The 24,445-nt window shown below is 41.8% G+C and carries 26 protein-coding genes; 9 read left to right on the forward strand and 17 right to left on the reverse strand.

Annotation, left to right across the window (positions count from 1 at the left end; translation table 11 throughout):
* Window positions 1–3: 3 nt before the first annotated feature.
* The 13 genes from J3L16_RS09430 to J3L16_RS09490 all read right to left on the reverse strand — a co-directional run bounded on the left by J3L16_RS09430 (window position 4) and on the right by J3L16_RS09490 (window position 11,841).
* Window positions 4–1,107, reverse strand: coding sequence for a DUF2891 domain-containing protein (locus J3L16_RS09430; protein ID WP_207612718.1), 1,104 nt, complete (start codon window positions 1,105–1,107; stop codon window positions 4–6).
* An 85-nt stretch (window positions 1,108–1,192) separates the two neighbouring features.
* A complete protein-coding gene (locus J3L16_RS09435; protein ID WP_207612719.1) occupies window positions 1,193–1,351 on the reverse strand; it encodes a hypothetical protein in 159 nt (52 codons plus the stop codon).
* A gap of 211 nt (window positions 1,352–1,562) precedes the next feature.
* Window positions 1,563–2,771 (reverse strand): NAD(P)/FAD-dependent oxidoreductase, encoded by a 1,209-nt coding sequence (locus J3L16_RS09440; protein ID WP_207612720.1) that lies wholly within the window; start codon window positions 2,769–2,771, stop codon window positions 1,563–1,565.
* 12 nt (window positions 2,772–2,783) lie between these two features.
* A complete protein-coding gene (locus J3L16_RS09445; RefSeq protein ID WP_207612721.1) occupies window positions 2,784–3,257 on the reverse strand; it encodes a peroxiredoxin in 474 nt (157 codons plus the stop codon).
* 13 nt (window positions 3,258–3,270) lie between these two features.
* The gene (locus J3L16_RS09450; protein ID WP_242698773.1) at window positions 3,271–4,056 is read right to left on the reverse strand and encodes a class I SAM-dependent methyltransferase; all 786 of its coding nucleotides are present in this window, start codon (window positions 4,054–4,056) and stop codon (window positions 3,271–3,273) included.
* The gene (gene recG / locus J3L16_RS09455) at window positions 4,043–6,127 is read right to left on the reverse strand and encodes an ATP-dependent DNA helicase RecG (protein WP_207612722.1); all 2,085 of its coding nucleotides are present in this window, start codon (window positions 6,125–6,127) and stop codon (window positions 4,043–4,045) included. Before recG ends, J3L16_RS09450 begins: the two co-directional genes overlap by 14 nt.
* Window positions 6,128–6,130: 3 nt before the next feature.
* Window positions 6,131–6,760, reverse strand: a complete 630-nt coding sequence (locus J3L16_RS09460) for a peroxiredoxin-like family protein (RefSeq protein ID WP_207612723.1) — start codon at window positions 6,758–6,760, stop codon at window positions 6,131–6,133.
* A 20-nt stretch (window positions 6,761–6,780) separates the two neighbouring features.
* On the reverse strand, window positions 6,781–7,464 hold the full coding sequence (gene trmH, locus J3L16_RS09465) for a tRNA (guanosine(18)-2'-O)-methyltransferase TrmH (RefSeq protein ID WP_207612724.1): 684 nt from the start codon (window positions 7,462–7,464) through the stop codon (window positions 6,781–6,783).
* A gap of 9 nt (window positions 7,465–7,473) precedes the next feature.
* Complete coding sequence (locus tag J3L16_RS09470; protein ID WP_207612725.1) at window positions 7,474–7,860, reverse strand: RidA family protein; 387 nt, start codon at window positions 7,858–7,860, stop codon at window positions 7,474–7,476.
* 17 nt (window positions 7,861–7,877) lie between these two features.
* Window positions 7,878–9,989: a bifunctional GTP diphosphokinase/guanosine-3',5'-bis pyrophosphate 3'-pyrophosphohydrolase gene (spoT, locus tag J3L16_RS09475; protein WP_207612726.1), complete on the reverse strand. Its 2,112-nt coding sequence runs from the start codon at window positions 9,987–9,989 to the stop codon at window positions 7,878–7,880.
* Between the two features lie 106 nt (window positions 9,990–10,095).
* Window positions 10,096–10,365 carry a DNA-directed RNA polymerase subunit omega gene (rpoZ, locus tag J3L16_RS09480; protein ID WP_207612727.1) on the reverse strand — a complete coding sequence of 90 codons (270 nt, stop codon included), beginning with the start codon at window positions 10,363–10,365 and terminating at the stop codon, window positions 10,096–10,098.
* Between the two features lie 78 nt (window positions 10,366–10,443).
* Window positions 10,444–11,397 (reverse strand): carbon-nitrogen hydrolase family protein, encoded by a 954-nt coding sequence (locus tag J3L16_RS09485; protein WP_207612728.1) that lies wholly within the window; start codon window positions 11,395–11,397, stop codon window positions 10,444–10,446.
* A 3-nt stretch (window positions 11,398–11,400) separates the two neighbouring features.
* Window positions 11,401–11,841 (reverse strand): nucleoside deaminase, encoded by a 441-nt coding sequence (locus J3L16_RS09490; protein ID WP_207612729.1) that lies wholly within the window; start codon window positions 11,839–11,841, stop codon window positions 11,401–11,403.
* Window positions 11,842–11,941: 100 nt separating this feature from the next.
* Here J3L16_RS09490 and J3L16_RS09495 point away from each other — a divergent pair, with 100 nt between their 5' ends.
* Both J3L16_RS09495 and tpx read left to right on the forward strand, forming a co-directional pair.
* A complete protein-coding gene (locus J3L16_RS09495) occupies window positions 11,942–12,817 on the forward strand; it encodes a DMT family transporter (protein ID WP_207612730.1) in 876 nt (291 codons plus the stop codon).
* Between the two features lie 95 nt (window positions 12,818–12,912).
* Window positions 12,913–13,413 carry a thiol peroxidase gene (gene tpx / locus J3L16_RS09500; RefSeq protein ID WP_207612731.1) on the forward strand — a complete coding sequence of 167 codons (501 nt, stop codon included), beginning with the start codon at window positions 12,913–12,915 and terminating at the stop codon, window positions 13,411–13,413.
* Window positions 13,414–13,426: 13 nt separating this feature from the next.
* Here tpx and gmk read toward each other — a convergent pair whose 3' ends face one another.
* Window positions 13,427–14,062 carry a guanylate kinase gene (gene gmk / locus J3L16_RS09505; protein WP_207612732.1) on the reverse strand — a complete coding sequence of 212 codons (636 nt, stop codon included), beginning with the start codon at window positions 14,060–14,062 and terminating at the stop codon, window positions 13,427–13,429.
* Between the two features lie 92 nt (window positions 14,063–14,154).
* Between gmk and J3L16_RS09510 the strand changes: the two genes are divergently transcribed.
* The 6 genes from J3L16_RS09510 to J3L16_RS09535 are packed head-to-tail and all read left to right on the forward strand — an operon-like array spanning window position 14,155 to window position 20,759.
* A complete protein-coding gene (locus J3L16_RS09510) occupies window positions 14,155–14,835 on the forward strand; it encodes a dienelactone hydrolase family protein (protein ID WP_207612733.1) in 681 nt (226 codons plus the stop codon).
* Window positions 14,836–14,848: 13 nt separating this feature from the next.
* Window positions 14,849–15,772 (forward strand): hydroxymethylbilane synthase, encoded by a 924-nt coding sequence (hemC, locus tag J3L16_RS09515; RefSeq protein WP_207612734.1) that lies wholly within the window; start codon window positions 14,849–14,851, stop codon window positions 15,770–15,772.
* 5 nt (window positions 15,773–15,777) lie between these two features.
* Entirely contained in the window at window positions 15,778–16,518 is a 741-nt protein-coding gene (locus J3L16_RS09520) for a uroporphyrinogen-III synthase (RefSeq protein ID WP_207612735.1), read from the forward strand.
* Window positions 16,515–17,627 carry a uroporphyrinogen-III C-methyltransferase gene (locus J3L16_RS09525; protein ID WP_207612736.1) on the forward strand — a complete coding sequence of 371 codons (1,113 nt, stop codon included), beginning with the start codon at window positions 16,515–16,517 and terminating at the stop codon, window positions 17,625–17,627. Before J3L16_RS09520 ends, J3L16_RS09525 begins: the two co-directional genes overlap by 4 nt.
* Window positions 17,627–18,802, forward strand: coding sequence for a heme biosynthesis HemY N-terminal domain-containing protein (locus J3L16_RS09530; protein WP_207612737.1), 1,176 nt, complete (start codon window positions 17,627–17,629; stop codon window positions 18,800–18,802). The genes J3L16_RS09525 and J3L16_RS09530 overlap by 1 nt, the downstream gene beginning before the upstream one ends.
* Complete coding sequence (locus tag J3L16_RS09535) at window positions 18,786–20,759, forward strand: class I adenylate cyclase (protein WP_207612738.1); 1,974 nt, start codon at window positions 18,786–18,788, stop codon at window positions 20,757–20,759. Before J3L16_RS09530 ends, J3L16_RS09535 begins: the two co-directional genes overlap by 17 nt.
* Here J3L16_RS09535 and J3L16_RS09540 read toward each other — a convergent pair.
* The 3 genes from J3L16_RS09540 to J3L16_RS09550 form a co-directional block, all read right to left on the reverse strand.
* Complete coding sequence (locus tag J3L16_RS09540; protein ID WP_207612739.1) at window positions 20,756–21,205, reverse strand: YaiI/YqxD family protein; 450 nt, start codon at window positions 21,203–21,205, stop codon at window positions 20,756–20,758. The two genes, J3L16_RS09535 and J3L16_RS09540, sit on opposite strands and share 4 nt — an antisense overlap.
* Complete coding sequence (locus tag J3L16_RS09545; RefSeq protein WP_347564657.1) at window positions 21,202–21,912, reverse strand: DUF1499 domain-containing protein; 711 nt, start codon at window positions 21,910–21,912, stop codon at window positions 21,202–21,204. The genes J3L16_RS09540 and J3L16_RS09545 overlap by 4 nt, the downstream gene beginning before the upstream one ends.
* A gap of 64 nt (window positions 21,913–21,976) precedes the next feature.
* Entirely contained in the window at window positions 21,977–23,572 is a 1,596-nt protein-coding gene (locus tag J3L16_RS09550) for a S41 family peptidase (RefSeq protein ID WP_207612740.1), read from the reverse strand.
* A gap of 177 nt (window positions 23,573–23,749) precedes the next feature.
* On the opposite strand from J3L16_RS09550, the gene J3L16_RS09555 reads away from it, so the two are divergent.
* Complete coding sequence (locus tag J3L16_RS09555; protein WP_207612741.1) at window positions 23,750–24,379, forward strand: isochorismatase family protein; 630 nt, start codon at window positions 23,750–23,752, stop codon at window positions 24,377–24,379.
* The last annotated feature ends 66 nt before the right edge of the window (window positions 24,380–24,445 follow it).

The raw sequence follows: 24,445 nt of genomic DNA on the forward strand, positions 1-24,445 counted from the left end.
ATATTAGTACCCTCTCTGAGTCTCCAAGTAAGTTGCAAAGCTTCCTAACCAATGACTTCCCATGTAATGCAAATCATTAATTACCGAGTTGATACCGGCCTGTTTGTGGGCCTTTGCAGCATTGAAAATAGCCGCTTGCCTTGGATCTTGTGGATTCAAAGCAGACGCTATGCCTTCCAGCATCCACGCTCTGCTTAAGTTCAATCCATCTAAATGAGCAAGCTTACCATCACTGGCATCGGTGACAACTGCCGGTGTTACCCAGCTGCCATCGCCATTAGCAGGTATAGACGGTAAAAATTTAGACAACCAGTTCCCATACTCTTTCTTGGGCAAAATTCGACGCATTAAATCCGCTTCAGCCAAACAAGGCGATAAGAAGTCTTGACCTGAAGGTTCATAAGCCAACGGACAATTCACGTCGTCGCCATATAACCTTGTGATGTTACTTTCCAATAAATCATGGAAAACATTATCCTTGGCTACAACACTCCAATCTAGCATCAACCCGAAGGAAAATGCAGTTTGGCTATGCTCCCCCACTCGAATAGGAAACGCTAATTTAGGCAACCAATCACTCACATTTGCCACGATTTTTGATTCCAGCGGCGCTAAAATATCTAGCCATATTTTTGCCTGAGGGTCATTCCACTGGCGCAGCTCAGTAGTCAATTGTAAAAACCAAGCTAGACCATAAGGGCGTTCAAAACTCGTTCCGGTATCTTCACGATTAAAATACGCCAACTCACCCTGAATGTTTTCCTTAGTAAAACTTTGATTAAGAGTATTTATAATGTCTTGGTGATGAGCCGAGTCAGGATACTGACTTACAATACGAGTAAGTAACCAATGTCCATGCACAGAAGAATGCCAATCGAAACAACCATAGAATGCGGGGTACAGTAGTTTCGGCGTTTTTACATCATCATCGCTGTTCATCAGATGCTTAACAATATTGGGGTATTCTTTGTGAACACATTCCAATGCAAGTTCGGAAAAACGGTTGATGACATCGGCTTGAGACGGCGTAGCCGTTTTTACTTCAGTTTCAGCAAATAAGGAACTAGAGAACAAACAAAACAATAAGCTAACAGCTTTAATTTTCATTTTGGGATATCGTCAATTAAATAATTTTGGAGTGTGAATATCGTAACGATTTTAGAAATGTGTGACAAGAAGAATTAAGCCTATTTCAACGCCATCCAAAAGTATTTGAAAACCGCGTATTAATAGCCATGGTTTCGACTTGTAACAATCCCCAGCTATGGGTAACTAATGATGCTGGAAGAAAGGCAATATCGACAAAAGGTATGTTGGTAAATCCTACCCATATCTGTGAGAACGCCGACATAAAACGAGCCCTGATAAAAGTAGGCTTAGTTATTTAACAATATTTTTTCTGCCAAGGTGCACACATTAATATCCGTAAGTTATTAATGCAAAGAAAATAGGCAATATTCCGCTAAAATTTGGAAAAAAGCCTGTTATTACGCCAAGAATTTGATGATCTAGGGTTCTAAATCATTAGTTGTCTAATTTACGCTACATTTCTTAATTAAGACCTAAACCACCTGCCCAGCTGCCCAACCACTACTCCAGGCCCATTGGAAGTTATAACCACCTAACCAGCCCGTTACATCTACCACTTCACCAATAAAATAGAGGCCTTCTACGTTTCTGGCCATCATGGTTTTAGACGATAATGCTTGGGTGCTTACTCCACCTAGGGTTACTTCTGCGGTTCTATAGCCTTCTGTGCCATTGGGTTTTATGTTCCAGCTGTGCAAAGTTGTTGCTATTGCCTTTAGCTCTGAGTCTTGATGTTGGCGCATGGGCTTGTTTTCCCATCCGTGTCGGGCCACTAGCATTGCACTCATGCGTTTGGGGAACACTTGAGACAAACAGGTAGTGAGCAGTGCATCTTTGTTTTCATTTCGCCACTGTTGAACAAGCTGTTCGGTATCGTGATTGGGGAGTGTATTGATGTGAATGGCCTCTCCGGCCTGCCAATAACTTGATATTTGCAGCATAGAAGGGCCGCTTAGCCCTCTGTGGGTAAACAGCATATCTTCTTTAAATTCAGTATCTGCAGTACCCACATTCACTTCTAGGGAGACACCACTGAGTTCGGCGAAGTCGGTTTTATCGTGGTCGTGCAAAGTAAAAGGCACCAGAGCCGCTTGTGTTGGCTCTACAGATAAACCAAATTGTTCCGCTATTTTAAAGCCAAATGGAGTCGCCCCCAACTTAGGCATGCTTAGGCCTCCAGTTGCGATGACTAGGGATTCACACTGGTACAGACCTTGAGAGGTTGTAAGAGAATAACCATTCTCATATTTTTCTACCGCAATAACCTCGCACTGAGTCGTAATCAGTACACCTGCGTTATCACATTCTGAAGTAAGTAATTTGACGATGTCTTTTGCCGAATCATCACAAAACAACTGACCTAAGGTTTTTTCGTGATACGCAATACCGTACTTTTCAACTAAGGCGATAAAGTCCCATTGGGTATATCGGCTTAGCGCTGATTTACAGAAATGGGGGTTTTGACCTAAGAAATTTTCATGACTGGCAAACATGTTAGTAAAATTACAGCGACCACCACCAGACATAAGTATTTTACGTCCAATCTTTTTAGCGTGGTCGATAACTTCTACTCGTCGCCCTCTGGCACCGGCTTGAGCTGCACAAAACAAGCCAGCAGCACCAGCGCCAATAACAATAACATCACGCTGTTTTGGCGCGTTAACTGAGTTTGTATGTTGCAATTGCGTTTTTATCTATAGTGAATCAAGTAAGGTTTTAGCATCGCTGACTTCAAAGCGGCCGGCATCATCTATATTTAGAATTTCCACTTCGCCATCGTTAACTACCATAGAATAACGCATGGAACGCTCGCCACCGAAAATACCTGTGTCCATTTCCATGCCAATAGACTTAGTGAAGCTACCGTTGCCGTCGCTTACCATTAAAATACCTTCAGCGCCTAGGGCTTTGCCCCATGAGTCCATAACGTAAACGTCGTTTACCGATAAGCAAATAATGCGATCAATACCTTTGCTTTTTAACGCACTAGCCAGCTCAATGAAGCCCGGCAAGTGAGTTTGAGAACAAGTTGGTGTAAATGCGCCAGGAACGGCAAAAAAAGCCACCTTTTTACCACCGAATAAATTTTGCGTTCTGGGGTTAGTCATTTTGCCATCTTCCAAAACGCTAAATGTCATTTCGGGTAAAGTTACTCCAACTTCAAGCATAATCGTCTCCTGTTTAGCCTGTTAAATACACGTCGAATCTGTGTTTTTTACTGTCTATTGTTAAGTTAGGCTTTTGGTTATCAAGTGGCTCAGCAGTGTTGGGCCGTTTTACTACCACCCGCTTTTTTGCCACTTTCATCGCGGCATTGAAAAGCACATCGGCATCGGGATCATGCCCGAGCAATCGCTGGAATAATTGCATTTCTTTTTTTACCAGCGCCGATTTTTTCCTGTGCGGGAACATAGGATCTAAATATACAACATCTGGTAAATTTAGCCCTTTATTCTTCAAATCTTTTTCGTTTAACGTGTGAATACTGTCATCGCAATAAAGACTGAGGTTACTGCGTAAATCTGACGAAAGTTGCTGTAATTGACGTAAACCGTCAGCCAAAATAACGGCCACGGCCGGTGACCGTTCCAGCATAGTCACCTGACAACCAAAATTCGCCATAACCATTGCGTCTCTGCCTAAACCAGGGGTTGCATCGATAACATTACATGGCCCTTGTTTGTTGCCAATAGCCCGCATGATTAACTCAGATTTAGCACCACTTTTCTTTAATCTATATTGCATTTCTGGCGATACAAATTCGGCTTTTACTGGCGCTTGTTTAGGGCTGGAAGTGTCACACAATCCCGCACCGGAATTATCTATATTTAAGTAAATTCCTGTATCTGGCAACTCAGGCAAAAGCGCAATGTTAAATTCTGCCGCCATACCTTTAGAGGCGTCACGAATATCCGCATTTGCTGAGTTATGAATAAACATGCCACGAAATACACTAGGCTTGTCCATATTGTTCCTTTGCTCCAATCCAACGTTGTATAAGTGCTTCAGCTTTAGGTTTATGATTTTGCCACATTGATTGCGCGATTGACTGGGACATAGGGATAAGCTCAGTGTCGCGGACTAAGTCAGCAATACGCATATCCGCTAAGCCCGTTTGCCGGGTACCCATTAGCTCACCCGGTCCGCGGATTTCCAAATCCATTTGAGCTATGTAAAAACCGTCAGTGGAATCCCGCAACACACCTAACCGCTTAGTTGCAGTTTTGGATAACGGGCTTTGATACATAAGCACACAATGGCTTTCTGTAGCTCCTCGACCTACACGGCCTCTTAGCTGATGTAATTGCGCAAGCCCTAAACGTTCAGGGTTTTCAATAATCATTAAGCTGGCATTGGGCACATCAACGCCCACTTCAATGACAGTTGTCGCCACAAGTAAATCCAGTTCGCCAGACTTAAAGCTATCCATCAAGGTTTTCTTTTCGTCTGCTTTTAACCTGCCGTGCACTAAACCTATTTTGCAATCAGGTAACGCCGTAGCCAGTATGGTTGCGGTGTCTTCAGCAGCTTGGCTTTGTAAGAATTCTGATTCTTCTATTAATGTGCACACCCAATAGGCTTGTCTTCCTTGCCCTTTACACGCTTGATGAACACGCTCAATAACATCGCCTCTTCGGCTATCTGGCAGTGCCACTGTAGTCACTGGCGTTCTGCCAGGAGGAAGTTCATCAATGATTGAGGTGTCTAAATCTGCATACGCAGTCATGGCTAATGTTCTGGGGATCGGCGTGGCAGTCATAATAAGCTGATGGGGATAACACCCTTGCTGTTCGCCTTTATCTCGTAAAGCCAGCCGTTGATGTACTCCAAAGCGATGCTGTTCATCTACAATGACTAGGGCTAAATTTTTGTATTCCACCGCGTCTTGAAATACCGCATGGGTTCCCACTAAAAGGCTTATATCACCTTCTTTAAGGGCTTTTAATGTTTCTTTTCTAGTCGACCCTTTTTGTTTCCCCGACATCCACCCCACGGTGACCTGTAATGGGTTAAACCAATCTTCGAAATTCTTTGCGTGTTGTTCTGCCAGTAACTCAGTAGGCGCCATTAATACCACTTGATAACCCGAAGCAATAGCATGCAATGCTGCCATTGCCGCAACCAATGTTTTACCTGAACCCACGTCGCCTTGTACAAGACGCATCATAGGGTAGGGTTTGGCTAAATCCGTTTGAATATCTTGGGTAACTCTTTGCTGTGCACCTGTTGGGGAAAAAGGTAATGAATCTAAAAAACGGTTCAACAGGCTGCTATTCTTTGTATCAAGTGCAAAGCCCGGTTGCACTTTCACTTGGTCCCTTAATTTCAACGTACTCATATGATGAGCCGCAAGCTCTTCCAGAATCAAACGTTGCTGTGCAGGATGCCTACCTTCTTCGAGCAAAGACAAATTAACATCAGGTTGGGGCCTGTGTACCGTGGTGAGCGCATCGATAAGTGACATTTGAGTATCGTACATTCCTTCGGGAATAAGATCCTGTAAACGACCTTTGGCTAACATATCAAGCGCTTCTTCAGTGAGCCCTCTTAACGTCCCTTGCCTTACCCCTTCTGTGGTTGGATAAACCGGTGTTAGGGATTCTTCAACATGCTGATTAGCATCGTCGAGCAAACGATACTCAGGATGCATCATTTCTAAACCATTTTTGCCTGTTTTTATTTCACCAAAGCAACGTATTAAATTGCCTGGCGTCATGGCTTCTCGTTGTGGTTGGCCAAAATGAAAAAAACGCAACGTAATGGCACTCGACCCATCTTGCAAACGCACAACTAACATACGGCGTTTTCCGTATTGAATATTCGCGCTAGTAATTTCACCTTGAATAGTACAGTGCATACTCGCACGAGTATCGTTCAAAGTATAGATTCGGGTGCGATCTTCATATCTGGCAGGTAAATGAAATAAAACATCCTGCACAGTAAAAAGATGTAATTTTGCTAGTTTTTCAGCAACTTTAGCACCCACTCCCTTTAACTGAGTAACGGGCGCTCGTGCAAGATATTGAGACGGGGGCACCGACTATTTCAGCGCCTTTGCAGCGGCAAGAATGAGAGTCTCAGAGGGTCTTTGTCTGTAGTTTGGATTAACATAGCTGAAATTTACTGTGCCAGCTTTGTCTACAATAAAAATTGCTGGCGCAGGTAATACTGCTTTTCCGTCGCTGTTAAGCGTTAAGTTAAAACCGCGTTCACTGTACCGTGATGAAGTAGCATCATCTAAGGTAAAACCTACTCCAAAACCTTGAATTGCTTCTAGGTTTTTATCTGAAATTAATGTTACTGCAAATTCAGTTTCTAGTTTTTGTTGTTGCAAACGCTCCGGCGATTCAGGTGAAATAGCTAATACTTGATAGCCCAAATCAACCAGTTCTTTCTCGATAGACTTTAAACCTGCAAGCTGACGGTTGCAGTATGGGCACCAACCTCCTCGGTAAAACAACACGATGGACGGCTTTTGCATTACTAAGCCTTGTAAACTAACCGGTGTACCATCAGCCAACGCCACATTTGCATTGGGAATTTTACTTCCATCGAGTATAGGCGTAACGCTTTCGCTAGAATCCGCTAGTTGAGTTCTATCTATCGCCAATGCTGAACCACAGACAAAAATTGACAATATCAATGGCAAAAGCACGGTTTTATATGTCATTTTACTTTCCTTTTCGTGTATTAGGGTTTTGGGGTACGCAAACTTGACCACCAGCTTTCACTTGCTTCAATTTCACCTTCGTCATTAATATAAGGGTAAGGTAAGTCATTTTCTTTGCACAAATGCGCCAATCTAGGATACCCACCTTCAAACAATATACGCTGACACTCATCTTGATCAAGTGTTGATTTATCGTACAGACCTGCATTTTGTCGCTGTCTTTGGGCCTCATATAACACCAAAGCTGCAGCAACAGATACATTTAACGACTGAACCATACCCACCATAGGAATAACGATATCTTGATCCGCTGAAGCAATGGCGTTTTCCGTTGCTCCATGCTTCTCTTGTCCAAGCAGGATAGCTGTTGGTTTGGTGTAATCTATTTCCCTGAAATCTACTGCAGTGTCTGATAGATGCGTTACTAGCACTTGCATATTCTGTGCTTTAAAGTCGGCTACAGCGTCTTCAATAGTGTTATGAGTTGAGCAATTTACCCATTGCTGGCTGCCCATAGCAATATCACCCGGCAAGTGGTATTTTTCATCCCAAACAGCATGAACATTGTGTACACCTATGGCGTCACAGGTACGCACAACAGCAGACATATTATGTGGCTTATGCACGTTTTCTAGACACACAGTTAAATCAGTTTGTCGTTTTGCCAACATGGATCGGATTTTGGCATTCCGTTCTGGCGACATAGGATCAAGTTACTCAGGTAATTCCATTACGCCGTCAATTTCAACTTGCGCCCCTCTAGGCAACTCACTGATCCCCAACGCAGCACGAGCTGGATAAGGCTCAGAGAAGTATGTCGCCATAACTTCATTCACAGTGGCAAAATTCGATAAATCAGTTAAGTAGATATTAATTTTAACTAAGTCACGCATAGTACCGCCAGCAGCAGTGCATACCGCATTAATGTTCTCAAACACCTGCTTAGTTTGTTCAGCGAAATCGTCGCTTACCATCTCCATGGTTTCAGGCACTAAAGGAATTTGACCAGAAAGATAAACTGTAGTGCCAGCTTTTACGGCTTGGCTATATGTTCCAATAGCAGCAGGTGCCGAGTCAGTTTGAATAATAGACTTAGACATAATGAACCTTAAATATTTTAGTTTGTTCGTGTTTTGCTATGGCGAGATACTTTTTGCACCTCAGGCATAGTGCGGATACGTTTTGTAATTCTCGCTAAATGTATGCGGTTAAACGTTGTAAGTTCCATATCGACAAAATAGATATTACTTTCTTTTTCATCAGTTTGGAGATTAATGATATTTGATTCCATTGAAGAAATCGCATTTGTCAGCGTTGCCAAAGTACCTTGGTGATTAATCAACTCTATGCGAACAGAAGCTTTAAATTCACCTTGGGGGTTATCGTCCCAAACCATAGGTAACACACGCTGAGGCTCTTCTTTGGACAACTTTCGAATATTGTTACAGCCAATTTGGTGAATAGCCATGCCCCGTCCAGGGCTAAGTACAGCGACAATTTCGTCATCAGGAATAGGGTGGCAGCAACGAGAATAGGTAACCAATAAACCTTCGGTTCCCTTAATGGCTACATGGCCTTTTTTCTCTGGTAATTCTGCTTTTTCGCCTAACAAGCGACGAGCAACAATGGCACTTAATTCATTGCCTAAACCAATGTCGTTAAGCAAGTGCTCAAAGTCGTCATGTTTAGTTTCTTGCACCACTCTGTCTATTTCACTTTGTGGTATTTCGTCTAGCTTCACTATACCGAGCGCATGACGTAATAAACGATTGCCCAAGTTAACGGCTTCTTTGCCCCGTTGTTTTTTCAGGTACTGACGAATATGTGTACGAGCTCGGGACGTGACAACAAAATTCAACCAATTCGCATTAGGTTTAGCCCTTGGCGAGGTAATGATTTCTATTGTTTTACCGTTATCTAGTGATGCATTCAAACTCGAGTTTTTACGCTCTACTCTTACTCCAACACAGGTATTTCCAATATCACTATGCACAGCATAGGCAAAATCAACTGCGGTAGCGCCTACCGGTAATTCGATGATCCGCCCTTCTGGCGTGAACACATAAATTTCATTGGGAAACAGGTCGGTTTTTACGCTTTCAATAAATTCAAACGACGACGACGCACTTTGTTGTAATTCTAATAAAGACTGCATCCATTTACGGGTTCGGCTTTGCGCTGTAGTGTCGGCGTCATCTTGTTCTTTGTATTGCCAATGTGCAGCAACACCTTTGTCTGCCATTTCATCCATCGCTTCTGTGCGAATTTGAATTTCCACAGGAATACCATGAGGACCAACCAATGAAGTATGAAGCGATTGGTAACCGTTTAATCTTGGAATAGCGATGTAATCTTTGAATCGATTTTCAATGGGTTTATAAAGCCCGTGCATTGCACCTAGTGATCGATAACAGCTATCTAGATTGTCTACCACAATACGGAACGCATAAATGTCCATTACTTCATTAAAAGACAATTCCTTGTTACGCATTTTTAAATAGATAGAGTAAAGGTGTTTTTCTCGCCCTGTAACTTCCGCTTTTATCCCTAACGACTCCAATCGAGTAACCAGCTCAGTGCGAATGTTATCTACAATTTCTTTGCGATTACCACGGGCTTGTTTTACCGCGGATTTGAGAGCTCGATGGCGCATGGGATACATGGCTTCAAAGCCCAAATTTTCCAGCTCATTTTTTATTTCGTGAATACCTAACCTATGAGCAATAGGTGCATAGATTTCTAACGTTTCCAACGCAATGCGCCGGCGTTTATCTGGTCGCAAAGACCCTAGCGTTCGCATATTGTGAGTGCGATCAGCTAGCTTAACCAAAATGACGCGAATATCTTGGACCATCGCCATCATCATTTTACGGAAGTTTTCTGCTTGGGCTTCTTGTTTATTAGAAAAAGCAATTTTTTCTAGTTTACTTACGCCTTCAACGATTTCGGCAACAGGTCTACCAAACGCTTTTGCTAGGTCATCTTCACTGTAATCAGTGTCCTCTATTACGTCGTGTAGCAAGGCAGCCATGATAGTTTCATGGTCTAAATGCATGTCAGCTAATAAGCTTGCAACTGCAACAGGATGAGTTATATACGGGTCGCCACTCGAACGCATTTGGCCGTCATGGGCATCTTTTGCCAAGACATAGGCGTCTTGTACCTGTTGAACTTTGTCTTCAGGTAAATATGCAGATACTTTTTGTTTTAGGCCTTCAAATAGATACACGTAAATAAATTAGTTGTTGAACACACTAGTAGAATACGAGGATTAGCGCTTATTTACCAATGGAATTCGCACAGTCAGGTGAAATTTGACTGTGCGTGCTGAATTTTTATTCAGATAGGATGTTTGCAACAGAAGCAAAGCTTGCTTCTTCTTGCTGTTGTTGGTCGCGAATTTCATCTTGTTCAATAGATTCAGCGTCAACCAAGCCTTGTTCAATTTCTCTTAGCGCCGTTACCGTAGGTTTATCGTTACCCATATCGACCTTAGGTTCTTTCCCCTCAGTGGCCAATTGGCGCGCACGACGAGCTGCAACCAAAACCAAATCGAAACGATTGCCTACCTGATCTACAGCATCTTCAACTGTGACTCGTGCCATTGCTTACTCCAGCATAAAACTTGGTTAAAAAAAGAGCCGCATAGTATAGGTGAATTTTGCGGCCGATCATAGATAAAATTACGTATTCGATGCTGAAGTCTTAATAAAGGGGGAATATGGCGCTCTTTCGGTCTCATCAACTTGCAGCGAAAACACATCTGGACGAGCATAATGTCCCGTTGCATCCATGTCGTATCTCGCTTTGATAATGTCTTGCATATCAACAGTTGCAGAAATCACCCCTTCTTTTTCATAGATAGGTCCAGCAAGCACTTCGCCCATAGGGTTCATGATCACAGTTCCGCCTCGAATAAGCGGTTTACCTTGTGGCCATTGACTGTCTCTTTGGCTGTGGTTTTCCGGATACCCTTGATATTGACATGCACTCACTAAGAAGCTTCTCGCTTCATAGGCAATATGGCTCATGCTGGATTGCCAAATCGGTCTGTCGTCTACAGTGGGCGCGCACCAAATATCAATGCCTTTTGCGTAAAGCGTTGTGCGCAGTAACGGCATGTAATTTTCCCAGCATATCGCTGCACCAATATTCCCCACAGGTGTATTAATAACCGGTAACGTGGAACCATCACCTTGGGCCCAAATGAGCCTTTCTAAGGCCGTCGGCATTAACTTTCGATGTTTGCCTAAATAAGTGCCGTCTGCGCCAATAAACACAGCAGTACAATATAAGGTTGCGCCTTTTCCTTCTGCTCGTTCGATGACCCCAACAACCATAGCCGTGCTGTTTCTTGCGGCTAATTCTTTTAAAGCTTGTATTTCTGGTCCATCGATATCTACGGCTTGCTGCCAATATTCTAAGTAGTCTTCACGGCCTTGGTCTGTGCGATAACCTAAGCGCGTACCAAAATCAGACCCTTTGGGGTACCCTCCCAGTAGCGCCTCAGGCAAAACAATTAAATCACAGTTACTGTCTTTTATTTGTTGCTCAAAGGACAATATTTTATCTAAGGTCGCCGCTGTGCCTGCGCTATCTGAACCAATTTGCAATGCCGCTAATATACGTTTACTCATGCTTTATTCTGTTCCTATATCTTCGTTCCACAGCTCAGGCTTAGCCGCAATAAAATCATCCATTAACTGCTTGCATGTGCTGTCATCAAGTCTCTCCAGCTCTACTCCACGAGATTCAAGCAAGGTTTCTTCACCCATAAAGGTAGTGTTTTCACCAATAACAACTTTTGGGATGCCATATAATAAAATAGCGCCAGTGCACATAGAGCAAGGCGATAACGTAGTGTAGATAACAGAATTTTGATAAACACTGGCAGGTTGACGACCCGCATTTTCCAGTGCATCCATTTCTCCGTGCAATGTTGGGCTTCCGCTTTGTACGCGGCGATTATGACCTCGTCCAATAATTTTGCCATCGTGAACCAAAACCGAACCAATAGGGATACCGCCTTCATCAAGGCCTTTTTTAGCTTCCTCTATTGCCGCTAACATAAACTTGTCCATCATCATTTCTCATTGTTTGACACTAATAACTTGATAATAACTCCGAGGCCTTGATAATTGGAACCTCTATTCATCGAATGATTTATATCAAAGGCCGATTTTGAGCTGGATTTTCTTTACTCTTGGCGCGGTTGTTATGCAAACCTTGCGAAATGCACTGCAAAGCCAGTTAAGTAATAATGTCAGTACCGCGGGCGTTACCTTAGCTCGGTTTTTATTTGCACCTCCTATAGCATTGGTATATCTGCTCGCATTAAATTGGTTTTCACCTCTAGAGATCCCCCATTTTAGTCTGTTATTTATCATCACCGTATCTGCGGCGGCGTTACTGCAAATTTCCGCTACAGCACTTATGGTGCTGTTATTTAAACAGAAAAATTTTTCTGTGGGGGCGGGTTTAGCCAAAAGCGAAGCTCTAGTCGCAGGTGTATTAGGCACGTTATTTTTCGGCAGCCAAATGAACCTTTTTGGGTGGTTAGGGATTCTAATAGGTGGATTAGCGGTTTTTATCTTGTCTGGTGGCGGTAAGAACGGCACGTTAAGTTTGAAAACCGTTATTATTGGTTTAGCCTGTGGCAGTTGCTTTGCATTAACATCGCTATTTGTTCGAGAAGCCAGTTTGATGCTGAGTGTTCCCTTTCCTCACAGCGCTGCTTGGGTCCTGTTGTGGGTGTTGTGTATTCAAACTGTGCTGCTATCAATTTATATATTCATTACTGATAAAAGTACTTATGTTGCACTTAAGTCAAATTCAAGAACAACAATTCTTACTAGTGTAACCAGTTGTTTTGGTTCTATATGTTGGTTTAGTGCAATGGCACTACAACATGTTGCCTATGTAAAAACACTGGGGCAGTTAGAAGTTGTTTTTACTATTGTTTTAGCAACATTCTGGCTTAAGCAATCGGTAAAAAAACACGAGATTATTGGGCTTTTTCTTATCGCTGGGGCCGCAATTTTAGTTATGCTGGCATAATTAAGAATATAAATTCTTTTATTGAAAGTCCGTTATGTAGCGTAATATAACGGCATTGAACTTTTTCAATCTACTAACCGTTAGGGTGATATAAAATGAGTAATACAGCTAGGTTTAAAGGTACTGAAGTATCCTTGTCAGGAACATTTCCATCAGTTGGTGATACGGTAAAAGATTTTACAGTTGTTGGTGCTGATTTATCAGAAATAAAACTGTCTAGTTTGAAAGGGAAAAAAATCATTCTTAATACCTTTCCAAGTATCGACACACCAGTATGTGCATTACAGTTAAAACAATTTAGCCAAATGGCTGCGGGCAACGACAATGTGGTTTTGGTGTTTGTCTCTCAAGATCTTCCATTTGCATTTGGTCGATTCTGCGCAGCTGAAGGTATTGAAAATGCCCTTACGACATCAGATTTCCGTTATGGTGAAGCTGCTGAAAGCTTAGGTGTACTTATCAAATCAAGTGTTGTGAGTGGATTACTTGCTCGCTCAGTATTGGTTTTAGATGAAGAACAAAACGTAATACATTCTGAGCTTGTTGCTGAAATTACCGAAGAGCCAGATTATAAAGCGGCTCTAGCGGCAATTTAATCGTTCTTTCTAATCAGTCATTTAGCAAAGCTTGTATGAGCTTTTGATGCTTAAGTGACTGATTTTTTGTTTTATGGGCGCAACTGACAATAATCCGATAAAAGTCCTCTAATGTTTCCGCAAAGTCGTCGTTTACAAGTACAAAATCAAACTCATCATAATGAGACATCTCATCAACGGCTTTTTGCATTCTTTTATCAATGACGTCTTGTGAATCCTGACCTCTACCGGTTAAACGGGATCTAAGTTCTTCAATAGACGGTGGCAAAATAAATACACTATTCGCATCAGGCATAAGTGATTTTACTTGTCTGGCCCCTTGCCAATCTATATCGAGAAAAACATCAATTCCTTCAGACAAACAAGCCTCAATAGCAACTCGTGATGTACCGTAATAATTGCCGAAGACTTCAGCCCACTCAAAAAACGCGCCATCAGCAATTAACGCTTCAAACTCCGCTCTAGATACAAAATGGTAATGCTCCCCGTTAACCTCTCCCGGTCTGGGATCTCGTGTTGTATGGGACACAGACACTTGCATTTTATGGCTAGCCGAGGCGTATTTGTCTAATAGTGCTTTTATTAGACTCGATTTACCCGCACCAGAAGGAGCAGACAAAATAAATAAATTTCCAAGAAGTTGAGACATGGCGCAGATTAAACGTGTGGCTTGTAGGTGATAATGTTGTCAGATCATAGCATAATAGTCGGTAATATGAGTTTATTTACGGTTTATTCTTTATGCCTTCTTTGCAATATGTTGATGTTCCGAGCACTCAAGCTCACACTGCTACCGTTATTTGGCTTCACGGCTTAGGCGATTCCGGTAACGGGTTTGCGCCAATAGTACCTGAACTAAAATTACCCGAAGACTCAGGTATACGCTTTATTTTTCCTCACGCTCCAGAACGCCCAGTTACCATAAACAACGGAATGCGCATGCGTGCGTGGTACGACATTACCACTATGGATTTTAATCACAGAGCAGACCGCACGGGTGTAGAAGAGTCGGCGACGCAAGTTGCGGAACTAATAGAAGGTGAAATTGCCGCAGGTATTTCGCCAAATCGTATTGTTCTTGCTGGCTTTTCACAAGGCGGAGTGATTGCCCTTCATATGGCTGCAAGAAGTCCACACACTTTAGCGGGTGTGATGGCGTTATCTACCTATATGTGCGAGCCGCAAAAACTGAGTTCTGAAATGAATTCAAATAATATATCGACCCCCATTTTTATGGGGCATGGAAGCTTAGATGAAGTTGTTCCATTAGCACTTGGAAAAAGCGCTTGTGAAACCTTAAAACAACAAGGGTTTAAGGTGAATTTAAATACTTATGCTATGCAGCACAGTGTATGCTTTGAAGAACTTCAAGATATAAGAGCTTATTTAGTCGAAGCGCTTAATATCAATGAAAGTGCGTAATTAAGGGGTAGTAATGACAACTACACGAACAATTCGAATTGCCACACGAAAAAGTGCGCTAGCCTTATGGCAAGCTGAATTTGTAAAAAGTGAACTTGAGAATGCTCATAAAGGGCTTGTTGTAGAACTCGTCCCTATGAGTACTCAGGGCGATAAGATCCTCGACACGCCACTAGCCAAAATTGGCGGCAAAGGCCTTTTTATCAAGGAACTTGAAGTGGCGATGCAAGAAGGCCGTGCGGACATTGCCGTACACTCTATGAAAGATGTCCCTATGGCCATGCCTGAAGGGTTTGCACTCACCACCATTTGTGAACGGGACAACCCTTTCGACGCTTTTGTATCAAATGATTACACCAGTTTCGATGATTTACCCCAAGGCGCAGTTGTGGGCTCTTCAAGCCTTAGACGCCAGTGCCAAATTAAGCGTGCTCGCCCTGATATAGAAATCAGGGATTTACGAGGAAACGTGAATACCCGATTAGCCAAGCTCGACGATGGCCAATACGACGCTATTATACTGGCGGCCGCAGGTCTTCGACGCTTAGCCATGCACCAACGTATTCGCCATACACTACCCGCAACTATGAGCTTGCCCGCAGTGGGCCAAGGTGCGGTTGGTATTGAGTGTAGAGAAGACGATGCTGAATTACATGCTTTACTCGCACCTTTAAACCACGAAACGACCAGCGTTTGTGTTCGTGCTGAAAGAGCAATGAATAGTTACCTTAACGGAGGCTGCCAAGTACCCATTGGTGGTTTTGCAGAATTAAATCAAGACACTATTCATCTAATTGGCAGAGTGGGTTCTCCTGCGGGTGATGTATTGCTAGAAGCAGAAGCAACAGGAACCTGTCCAATAACTGTGGGCGAAACAGTAGCGAAGGCGCTGTTAGAACAAGGGGCCGGCGATATTCTCGCAAGCTTAGAGGGATAACCATCATGCTGGCATTGGTAAAACCAAAGCCAAAAATCGAGCAAGCTGTTGCCCATTTCAAAGCCAACAATATTGATGCTATTGGTGTTTCGCCTATAGATATTGAAAGTAATAAACAAGGGCTAGCTCAGTTATCGGAGTTACTTCAACTCTCTAATGCTGAGCTTTCACCCTTTATTATTACGAGTACAGAAGCAGCTATTCGACTCGTTCAAGTCATCAAAGAAACAAAGTTTGAAGGAAAGCTAGCTTGTTGTATTGGGGAATCAACGGCATTGATTCTGAAGCCTTTTTTTAAAGAATGTTTATTCCCTAAAATACAAACTTCAGAAGGATGGCTTGCTGAATTTGCAACGCGCCCAGAATTCAATGCTCCTTCAAGTTTGCCAATAATAGTAAAAGGGGAAGGTGGACGAGATATAATTCCTCTATCATTTACGGACAAAAAAACAGCTTTCAATGCCATTGATGTCTACCGACGAACTGAGCTTGCAGTCCCTTACTTAACAAAAAAAATCAATTGGCAAAGTATTTCAATGGTTGTAGTCACTAGCGGTCATTTATTAGAATGTTTGCTTAAGGTATACCCCGAAATTGACGCTAAAAATAAAACATGGATTGTACCTAGTGAGCGAATAAAGCAGGTCGCATTGTCGCTAGGATGCAAAGAAATTGTATCTAGTAATGGCGCAACCAATGCGCATCTATTAGGATGTGTATTGGGGCTACAAAGAGGTCGGACATGACAACCAGTGAATTACTCGTAAAAGACACGGATAACACCGAAGAAAAGCAAACAAAAACTCCCAAGAAAAAGGGTGGCAACAAATCTTTATGGATAGCTATATCATTGTTGTTTTTATGCTTTTTAGCCTGTAGCGGAACTGCTTTTTGGTTCTTCACTGAGCACTATCAACCCTTAGTCAGTAAGGTAGATAGCCAAGATAATTTGGCGCTACAACTTGAGCGTGTAGCTGAAAATCAACAAGGTTTAAGTCAGAAAATAGAAAAAAACCAGAACATTCATGGACAAACAGAAGAAAAATTAGCACAAACTCTTACTCATCTTAAAACACAAGACACTCGAATTAAGGCTATTAATACCGACATCAATCAATTAAACGGCGCGAGAGCATCTGATTGGTTAGTAGCAGAAGCAGATTATCTAACCCGTATGGCTGGCAGGAAGCTCTGGTTAGAAGATGATACCCACACTGCAGTGCTGTTATTAAAGGAAGCCGATCTACGTTTGGAAGAAAATAGCGACCCAAGCTTATTACAAGTACGCCAGGCTATAGCGGAAGACATACAGCGTATAGAGCAAGTTAATCCTGTCTCTTCTACAGATATCGCTTTAACTCTTACTGGGATAATAAATACTCTAGATTCACTGCCCTTAAACACGTTAGTTATTCCGGATACAGAAGCCCAAGCGCTAACACAAGTATCAGATGATATTGCCGACTGGAGAACTAATTTAGCTCGTGTATGGCAATCTTTAGTGGACGATTTTGTGAGTGTAAAACGCAACTCCACGAATGTAGAACCTCTGATGTCAGCATCTCAACGCTTTCTTATAACAGAACAACTAGCGCTGAGCCTACAGCAATCTCAATATGCGGCTTTGCATTATGATGCCCCCTTATATGAAGCGTCATTGCAACAGTCTATCTCCATTGTTGAAAAGCACTATGATTTAACGGCAGCTCAAACTAAGCAATTTATTAATCACCTTAGTGAGTTAGCTCAAAAAGATATTAGCAGGCCTTTACCCTCTTCATTAATAAGTCATGGTTTACTTCAAAAGGCGCTATCTTCCCGTCTAAATGCGTCGTCTACAGGGATTACACTTTAATGAAACGTTTAGTGAAATACCTACTCTACATCGCTGTTTTTTTGTTAGTGCTCTTTATTGCGCCTCTGTTAGTGGGTGAAAAAGGGTATGTATTAATTGCCTTTGGCCAACGCACCATTGAATTGACCGTAGTCGCGTTAGGGGTAATCATCTTTGGTCTTGTAATTATTGGTATTATTGCCTTAAAGCTAATTTCAATTCTTTTGTCTGCGTCTCGTACAACAAGTCGTTGGTTTACCAGCGGTGGAGCTATAAAACGAGAACAGTCATTCTACAATGGTTTATTTGCATTGGCTTATGGAAATACCGAAAAAGCCAAGGCTGCATTTGAAAACGTAAATAAAGACGAATTTCACGGCTTTCATCATTTAGCTTTGGGGCAAATTGCATTGCAAAACGGTAAGTCAGATGTGGCTACCATGTGGTTTGACAAAGCCAAAAATAATACCGATAAAAACTGTGCAGATGCCGCTTTTTTGATGCAAGCACAACAATGTTTAACCGATGGAAAGATTAAGCTCGCAGTGGAATCCTTAGATGGCATTAAGGATGCAGAGCAAGCCGACGTTATCCGGCTAAAAGCGAAGGCAATGGCCATGAATAACCAATGGAGTGAATTGGAAAGCGCATTGCCAAAATGGAGAAAACAACTCGGTAGTGATTACTCCGGTTACACTGAAGAAATAGCTACACAAAAATTTGCAGAGATTGCGAGTAAAGAAGGCGCTCTTCAACTAAAAGACTATTGGAATGGGTTATCCAGAACACAAAGAAATGACGATGTATTTAGAATATCGTTCATTCAACAATTAATCTCTCAGGGATTACACCAAGATGCGCAGAAATTCTTACTCGATTGGTATAAAAAGAAGACAATGCCTTATGGAATGATAAGTATCATAAAAACACTGCGTACGCCTCATCCAGCTGATCTTATTGGTTTATTAGAGAGATCAATAAAACTAACTCCTGAAGAGCCTAGCTATTACGCGGCTCTAGGGCATATTGCTTATAATTCAGGAGATATAGCATTAAGTGAACGAGCGCTGATAAAAGCTATTGATTTAAAAGAAACGAGCGAAGAATTAATCCTACTATCGAAAATTTACGAAGAATCTAATGCCTACGAGCAGGCAATGCAGTCAATGAGAAGAGTGCATGCCCTCCAGAGCTGAAAAAGTCACAACACAAACCTTAGCTATCAGGTTACTTCGTGTATTGAGGTACAATAAAGCACGAACAGAAAGAACAATTAGCTTACTTTCAGATCAAAAGAAACCTTTGTTCCACGTACTGCCTTATCTATTACATGTTAATCATAAATCTTTACCAGGGTATGTGGCTGCAAAAGAGATTGCTTGTGGTTTATGCAACTACAGTTTAAGGCAAGACGTCTCTAATGCACTCATTAAAGTGTTTCCTAGTATCACCAATATCACGGATTTTGCCAAAGAAACTTGGCCTAAGCAAAGGTATATTGACTCTGTATTACTGATGGGAAGTGTTGGTACCATTGGTCAGGACGAACATTCAGATTTTGACTATTGGGTTTGTGTGAATGCCAAAACAATGTCCTCTTTAGCCCTAGAGAACTTACAAAAAAAACTCTCTCGAATAGAACAGTGGGCAGCGAAAAATTACGCATTAGAAGTCCATTTTTTCATATCTGATATCGATAGCGTAAAAGCAAATGATTTTGGTATCGCTGATGGCGAAAGTGCAGGCTCAGCACAAGCCTTGTTCTTAAAATCAGAGTTTTATACCACGAATATGGTAGTGTCGGGAAAAGCGCCATTTTGGTGGTTAACACCGGATAACACGTCCACCAAGCAATATGAATTATTGTTTAATTCTTTGAAAAAAGGCGTGTCTCCTGATCCTGCCTGGTTAATGGATTTAGGCAATATCGAAAAAATGGATCCCAGTGAGTTATTCGGCGCGGCCATTTGGCAACTAAGCAAAGCGATGGATAGCCCTTTTAAATCAGTGCTAAAAATGGCAAAACTAGAGGTGTTTTTAGAGAATATAGAAACACACCAGCCTATGTGCAATGAATTAAAACGCCTTGTACACAACACCAACGAATCATCAGGGAAAGCAGAGCCTATAGACCCATATACATTCATGTTCGATGTGCTAATTCGACATTATAGTAAAGTTAAAAAAGATGACATCGTAACTCTACTTCAAGAGTGCTTATATATAAAAAGCCATGCCCAACTTAGTGTGAAAGTGGCCGACAGCGGACGTACATTTAAACATCAAATCATGTCCCTTTATGTATCTAAATGGGGATGGTCTGAAGAAAAAATAAAAGAGTTTGATCATATACATTCTTGGCCTTTCTCCAAGCATGTCATGTTAAGTAAGCGGATACACAGGTTTCTAATTCAATGCTACCGCCGTATGTCCAAAAAGTTTAGAGATCTTGAACATACGGTAAGTCAAGAAGATATGACAGTACTCGGCCGCCGCTTAGAAAGCTTCTATGCTAAAAAGTCTAACAAAATTGATATTTTGCGCAGCGGATTTGGAGAAGAGCTATACTGCCCTGTCGCGACAATTCGAGCAAAGCGTCAAAAAGATGGTAGCCGGCAATGGACTTTATACTCAGGGGATTTTCTTACCGCACCAGACAAAGAAGCAAGACCTTACAAAGTACGTACTGACTCATCAACTACTCATTTGCTCATGTGGTGCATAGTAAATCGCATAATAGATAAAAATACCCAATTACTTTTAGATTATGACTCCGAGCCGGTAACCGAAGGGGACCTTCAGAATTTAGCACTTTATGCGTCCAAATTGTTTAAACCATTAAAAGTGAACTCTTTAGGCCGAGAACAGCTTTTAGCAAAAAATGAAATTACTGCCTGCCTATGTGTACTCAATATGGAATCTTCAAGATTAAAGGCACATGTAGATGATATTGTGACCATCTATTCCACATCTTGGGGTGAACGTTATATTGAATATGGAAAAGACGCTTTTATTCGTATTTCACAGAGAATACAAGAGCAAGAATCACTTCCTAAGCGATATATGATTTCCCCAGACTACAGTCATAAACAGCGTTTGGAACAAGATTTTCAAAAATTATCACCCGTGGTATTCGATAACGCCCTTTATTAAGAGTGAATCCACTTATCTAATGCGTTACTAAATGCTTGTTTTTCGCTCGTACTCATCGGCGGTGGCCCTCCAGTCTGAACGCCAGAGCTACGCATAGTATCCATAAAGTCTCGTATATTTAATCGAGATTTTATATTTTCCTTTTCTAAAACCTCTCCTCGTGGAGTTAACACCCGAACCCCTTTGTCGATAAGTTCATCAGCTAATGGGATATCACTTGTGATCACGATATCCCCTGCGTTTGCTCTGCGAACTAATTCGTTATCGGCTTCATCAAAACCCTGATCCACCTGCACGGCAGTAATCCAGCGAATAGATGGTGTGCGCAGGTACTGGTTAGCAATTAAGGTCAGGGGAATTTTGGTGCGTGTAGACGCTTTAAACAACACGTCTTTAATCACGTTAGGGCATGCGTCAGCATCTACCCACATAGTACGTTCAGTCATTGAATTTGTTTACTCAGCGCAGATTGGAAAGTTCGAATACGCTGTGCATTTGCCCCCAAATCACTGCGCCCCACTCTAGATTTACTGCGTACATCAACCCGAGTTTGACCATCTTGGCCTTGAATACGGATAACCACATCGTCTTTAAATCCAAACCAAAACGACGCTTCAGTTGCTTCGATTGTATGTAACGACGTATCTGAGTGAACAAGCGTCCACCCCAACTCATTTACAACAGATGTAGCAGCGGTTTGTACATCATCAACACTGGCATTAAATACTTGTGTTGCAAGTTCAGGGTAAGCATCTAGTTGTTGTTTAGTTACCTCACCAGCTAGATATTCGGCAGGATTTGGCGCGTCAGCGCGGTCTTTCAGCACCCAATTAAATTCAGGAGGTTGCTGCACATCAGTTGTAATATCATGAATAGGCGGTAAACCTTTTGCCTTTTTCATCATGCTAACAGGAATACCTACGGCAACGATTACACAGGTAGTAGCGGCCAGTATGACCGCAATATTCATTGAACTACGAGCAAAGAGAAATTGAGTAATAATCAGTAGAAACGCGACTCCACCCACATAAACTCCAAATCTAAAACTTGAAAATGCAGGAGCTAATTCAAGGACATTAAATTTATATAACGGCCCTGGTAAAAGTACCATTAGTAAAGCAACCACTGCAGTAGTGAGCACAGCTTTATTCACCCTGTTATCCTTCTTAGAAAATAATTTATGGGCCTATAATAAAACGATGCTCTCCAAATTACACCTAAGGATTCAATACTCGCTCTCTTGTTTCATGAATGATTGCGTCTAAAACGACCTCTCTACGGCGATTCAACTTATCTGATACTGTTGTTTTCTCTACCTCATCAAGTGTTGCCGCAGCCGTTGTTGGACAAGCTAATACACCATCCACCATATAGTTAAGTGCTGTGGCAAACAGAGCTTCAGATTCGCTGCCCAATGGCTGACTAAAGTCATCAGCTACATTACAGCCAGGAAGCTCATCACCAAATAACGGATTTATTGTTGGTATAAAACCGTCTTGATATTCACCAAACCCCAGCTCATTGATACTTTGAAATTGGATTGTGAAGTAGGTTGTACCGCAATTATCAGTGGGAAAAAAGCCAAAGGGTTTACCGCATGTGGTATCGCCAATGAGTACCACCTCTATACCGATACCTCGTAAACCATTAATCAGTGATTCACTGGCTGAACATGTATCTCCCGTAGACAAAATAAACACGCGACTTAATTCAGGACTAGGTAGAACTGTGTTGGTAAACACAGCAGGATTTGCCTCATAGTCAATCTCTAACCCATAAAATGGTATTTCACTATCCTCACGAAATTTACCATTTGCCAATAGTGTTTCATACAATCGATTATTCGTCTGGGAAGCGCCAGCCACCATAAATGCAATTTGTGACGACAAGGCAACGCTGCCACCGCCGTTATAACGCAAATCAATGACCAGCTCATTGATACCTTGTTGTTCAAAGAAGTTAAAAGCTGATATCAAATCACTTTGGGCGGGCGTGATAAAAGAGTTGAATTGGATGTATCCCACTCTACCAGCAGGTGCATCTATTACATCGACATTTTGTACTGCAAACACGTCAACATTTTCAGAAGTTAAGGAAACACTCAATGTCGAACCATCAACTAATTCGAACTCAAAAGAATGTATAAGCCCTGCTTCGCTGGGAAATAAGGCTGTATTAATAATGTCAATATCGCTTGAAGAGGAGGCATTTACAAAATCGACGCTATCGACTGTTAACAACTTAGCGCCTCTTGGAATATTCGCCGTTGCTGCGGCGGAACCTGGCTCTGTAAAACGGACAATAAACTCTCTGGGAACGCTATCGCTATTGCGTTGCCAATCAAACCCATAACCTCGAGTCACTCCCCCTTGAGTCAGTTCGTTATAATCAGCTGTAATTTGACTAAAATGAAAGTTATCTCTTGGCCTACCCGAATCCGTAATTTCATTAGTTCTTAATTGTGCAAAATAACTAGCAACAGTAGATGTATCAGGGCCTGAATAATCAACATCGTCAAACCATAAATAAGATTCATAAGTCCATGAACGCAGCCACAGGTTTTCTGCTAATACAGAACCTTGAATATCTGGGAACGCTATTCCAGTAAAGGCATCGACACCACTTCGAGGTGTCGCACACTGTGCTTCAAAAAGTGTACTTTCTTCAAATACACCATCTTCGAAAGTAAGTTCACCTGTGCTTTCTTGACTGTTGTTAATAGGCGTGTTGCTATTTCCTCCACTCCCTCCACACCCAACTAAAACAAAAAGGCTACTGATAGAAATATAAAATAAAAGATAAAAACATTTCATCTGGTATGCGTCCCTTAAAAACCAAAATTCAACAATATCAGAATATTCGATTACAAATCACACAAAAACATAACGAAAAAACAACCTCATTTCTACTTTTGGTTTTATCAATACCCATATTGTGTCTATGCTTACATTAAATCTGTGTATTTTTTATACTCAAAAGGAGGGGAACTAATGATACAAGATGAATTAGAACCACGTGAGCTCAAATTTGGTAAAAAGCCAGCACTTATCGTCGTAAGTATGACCAATGGATTCACACGAGCATTGACTCCTTTTTATCACGCAACGGATGATATTATTAATGCAAACCAAAGGTTATTAAGTGCTTTGCGTTTATCCGCTATTCCAATTTGCTTTACAACACTGGTTATCACTGAAGAAAATCAAAACTCGATACTGCCCCAAATGAAACCAGAATTAAAGAAGTTCACTCTTGGTTCGAATTTAATACAGATAGATACGCGAATGGGCCGTTTATCAAACGAACCTATTTTCGAAAAGTCTGGCCCAAGCCCCTTTATCGACACAAACCTGTCGGCTTGGTTAATACTAAATGAAATTGACTCTTTATTGATTTCAGGCGTATCTACTAGCGGCTGTATCCGTGCTACTGTTATTGGAGGGGCTCAACACAATTACCCGATGTGGGTTGTAAAAGACGCTTGTGGGGATAGAAACAAAAAGGCCCACGAAGCAAACCTATACGACATAGAAAACCAATATGCTTGTCTAAAAACAGTCAATGACATTATCAAATTAATATCGCCTTCACAGTCACTTAGCGACTCAGATTTAATTTAATAGCTAACTATTTAACCTGAATCCTGTTTAAGGAATGGTGCAAGTGTTTGTTTGAAAATGCTAATT

This window comes from Alteromonas sp. 5E99-2 (assembly GCF_017368475.1).
Lineage (GTDB): Bacteria > Pseudomonadota > Gammaproteobacteria > Enterobacterales > Alteromonadaceae > Alteromonas_F.

What these genes read in the sequence shown, in the direction of transcription:
- J3L16_RS09430 (WP_207612718.1), bottom strand. Translation starts at nt 1,107, where the DNA reads ATGAAAATTAAAGCTGTTAGCTTATTGTTTTGTTTGTTCTCTAGTTCC.
- J3L16_RS09435 (WP_207612719.1), bottom strand. Translation starts at nt 1,351, where the DNA reads ATGTCGGCGTTCTCACAGATATGGGTAGGATTTACCAACATACCTTTT.
- J3L16_RS09445 (WP_207612721.1), bottom strand. Translation starts at nt 3,257, where the DNA reads ATGCTTGAAGTTGGAGTAACTTTACCCGAAATGACATTTAGCGTTTTG.
- J3L16_RS09450 (WP_242698773.1), bottom strand. Translation starts at nt 4,056, where the DNA reads ATGGACAAGCCTAGTGTATTTCGTGGCATGTTTATTCATAACTCAGCA.
- J3L16_RS09460 (WP_207612723.1), bottom strand. Translation starts at nt 6,760, where the DNA reads ATGACATATAAAACCGTGCTTTTGCCATTGATATTGTCAATTTTTGTC.
- trmH (WP_207612724.1), bottom strand. Translation starts at nt 7,464, where the DNA reads ATGTCGCCAGAACGGAATGCCAAAATCCGATCCATGTTGGCAAAACGA.
- J3L16_RS09470 (WP_207612725.1), bottom strand. Translation starts at nt 7,860, where the DNA reads ATGTCTAAGTCTATTATTCAAACTGACTCGGCACCTGCTGCTATTGGA.
- rpoZ (WP_207612727.1), bottom strand. Translation starts at nt 10,365, where the DNA reads ATGGCACGAGTCACAGTTGAAGATGCTGTAGATCAGGTAGGCAATCGT.
- J3L16_RS09485 (WP_207612728.1), bottom strand. Translation starts at nt 11,397, where the DNA reads ATGAGTAAACGTATATTAGCGGCATTGCAAATTGGTTCAGATAGCGCA.
- J3L16_RS09490 (WP_207612729.1), bottom strand. Translation starts at nt 11,841, where the DNA reads ATGGACAAGTTTATGTTAGCGGCAATAGAGGAAGCTAAAAAAGGCCTT.
- tpx (WP_207612731.1), top strand. Translation starts at nt 12,913, where the DNA reads ATGAGTAATACAGCTAGGTTTAAAGGTACTGAAGTATCCTTGTCAGGA.
- gmk (WP_207612732.1), bottom strand. Translation starts at nt 14,062, where the DNA reads ATGTCTCAACTTCTTGGAAATTTATTTATTTTGTCTGCTCCTTCTGGT.
- J3L16_RS09510 (WP_207612733.1), top strand. Translation starts at nt 14,155, where the DNA reads ATGCCTTCTTTGCAATATGTTGATGTTCCGAGCACTCAAGCTCACACT.
- hemC (WP_207612734.1), top strand. Translation starts at nt 14,849, where the DNA reads ATGACAACTACACGAACAATTCGAATTGCCACACGAAAAAGTGCGCTA.
- J3L16_RS09520 (WP_207612735.1), top strand. Translation starts at nt 15,778, where the DNA reads ATGCTGGCATTGGTAAAACCAAAGCCAAAAATCGAGCAAGCTGTTGCC.
- J3L16_RS09525 (WP_207612736.1), top strand. Translation starts at nt 16,515, where the DNA reads ATGACAACCAGTGAATTACTCGTAAAAGACACGGATAACACCGAAGAA.
- J3L16_RS09530 (WP_207612737.1), top strand. Translation starts at nt 17,627, where the DNA reads ATGAAACGTTTAGTGAAATACCTACTCTACATCGCTGTTTTTTTGTTA.
- J3L16_RS09535 (WP_207612738.1), top strand. Translation starts at nt 18,786, where the DNA reads ATGCCCTCCAGAGCTGAAAAAGTCACAACACAAACCTTAGCTATCAGG.
- J3L16_RS09540 (WP_207612739.1), bottom strand. Translation starts at nt 21,205, where the DNA reads ATGACTGAACGTACTATGTGGGTAGATGCTGACGCATGCCCTAACGTG.
- J3L16_RS09550 (WP_207612740.1), bottom strand. Translation starts at nt 23,572, where the DNA reads ATGAAATGTTTTTATCTTTTATTTTATATTTCTATCAGTAGCCTTTTT.
- J3L16_RS09555 (WP_207612741.1), top strand. Translation starts at nt 23,750, where the DNA reads ATGATACAAGATGAATTAGAACCACGTGAGCTCAAATTTGGTAAAAAG.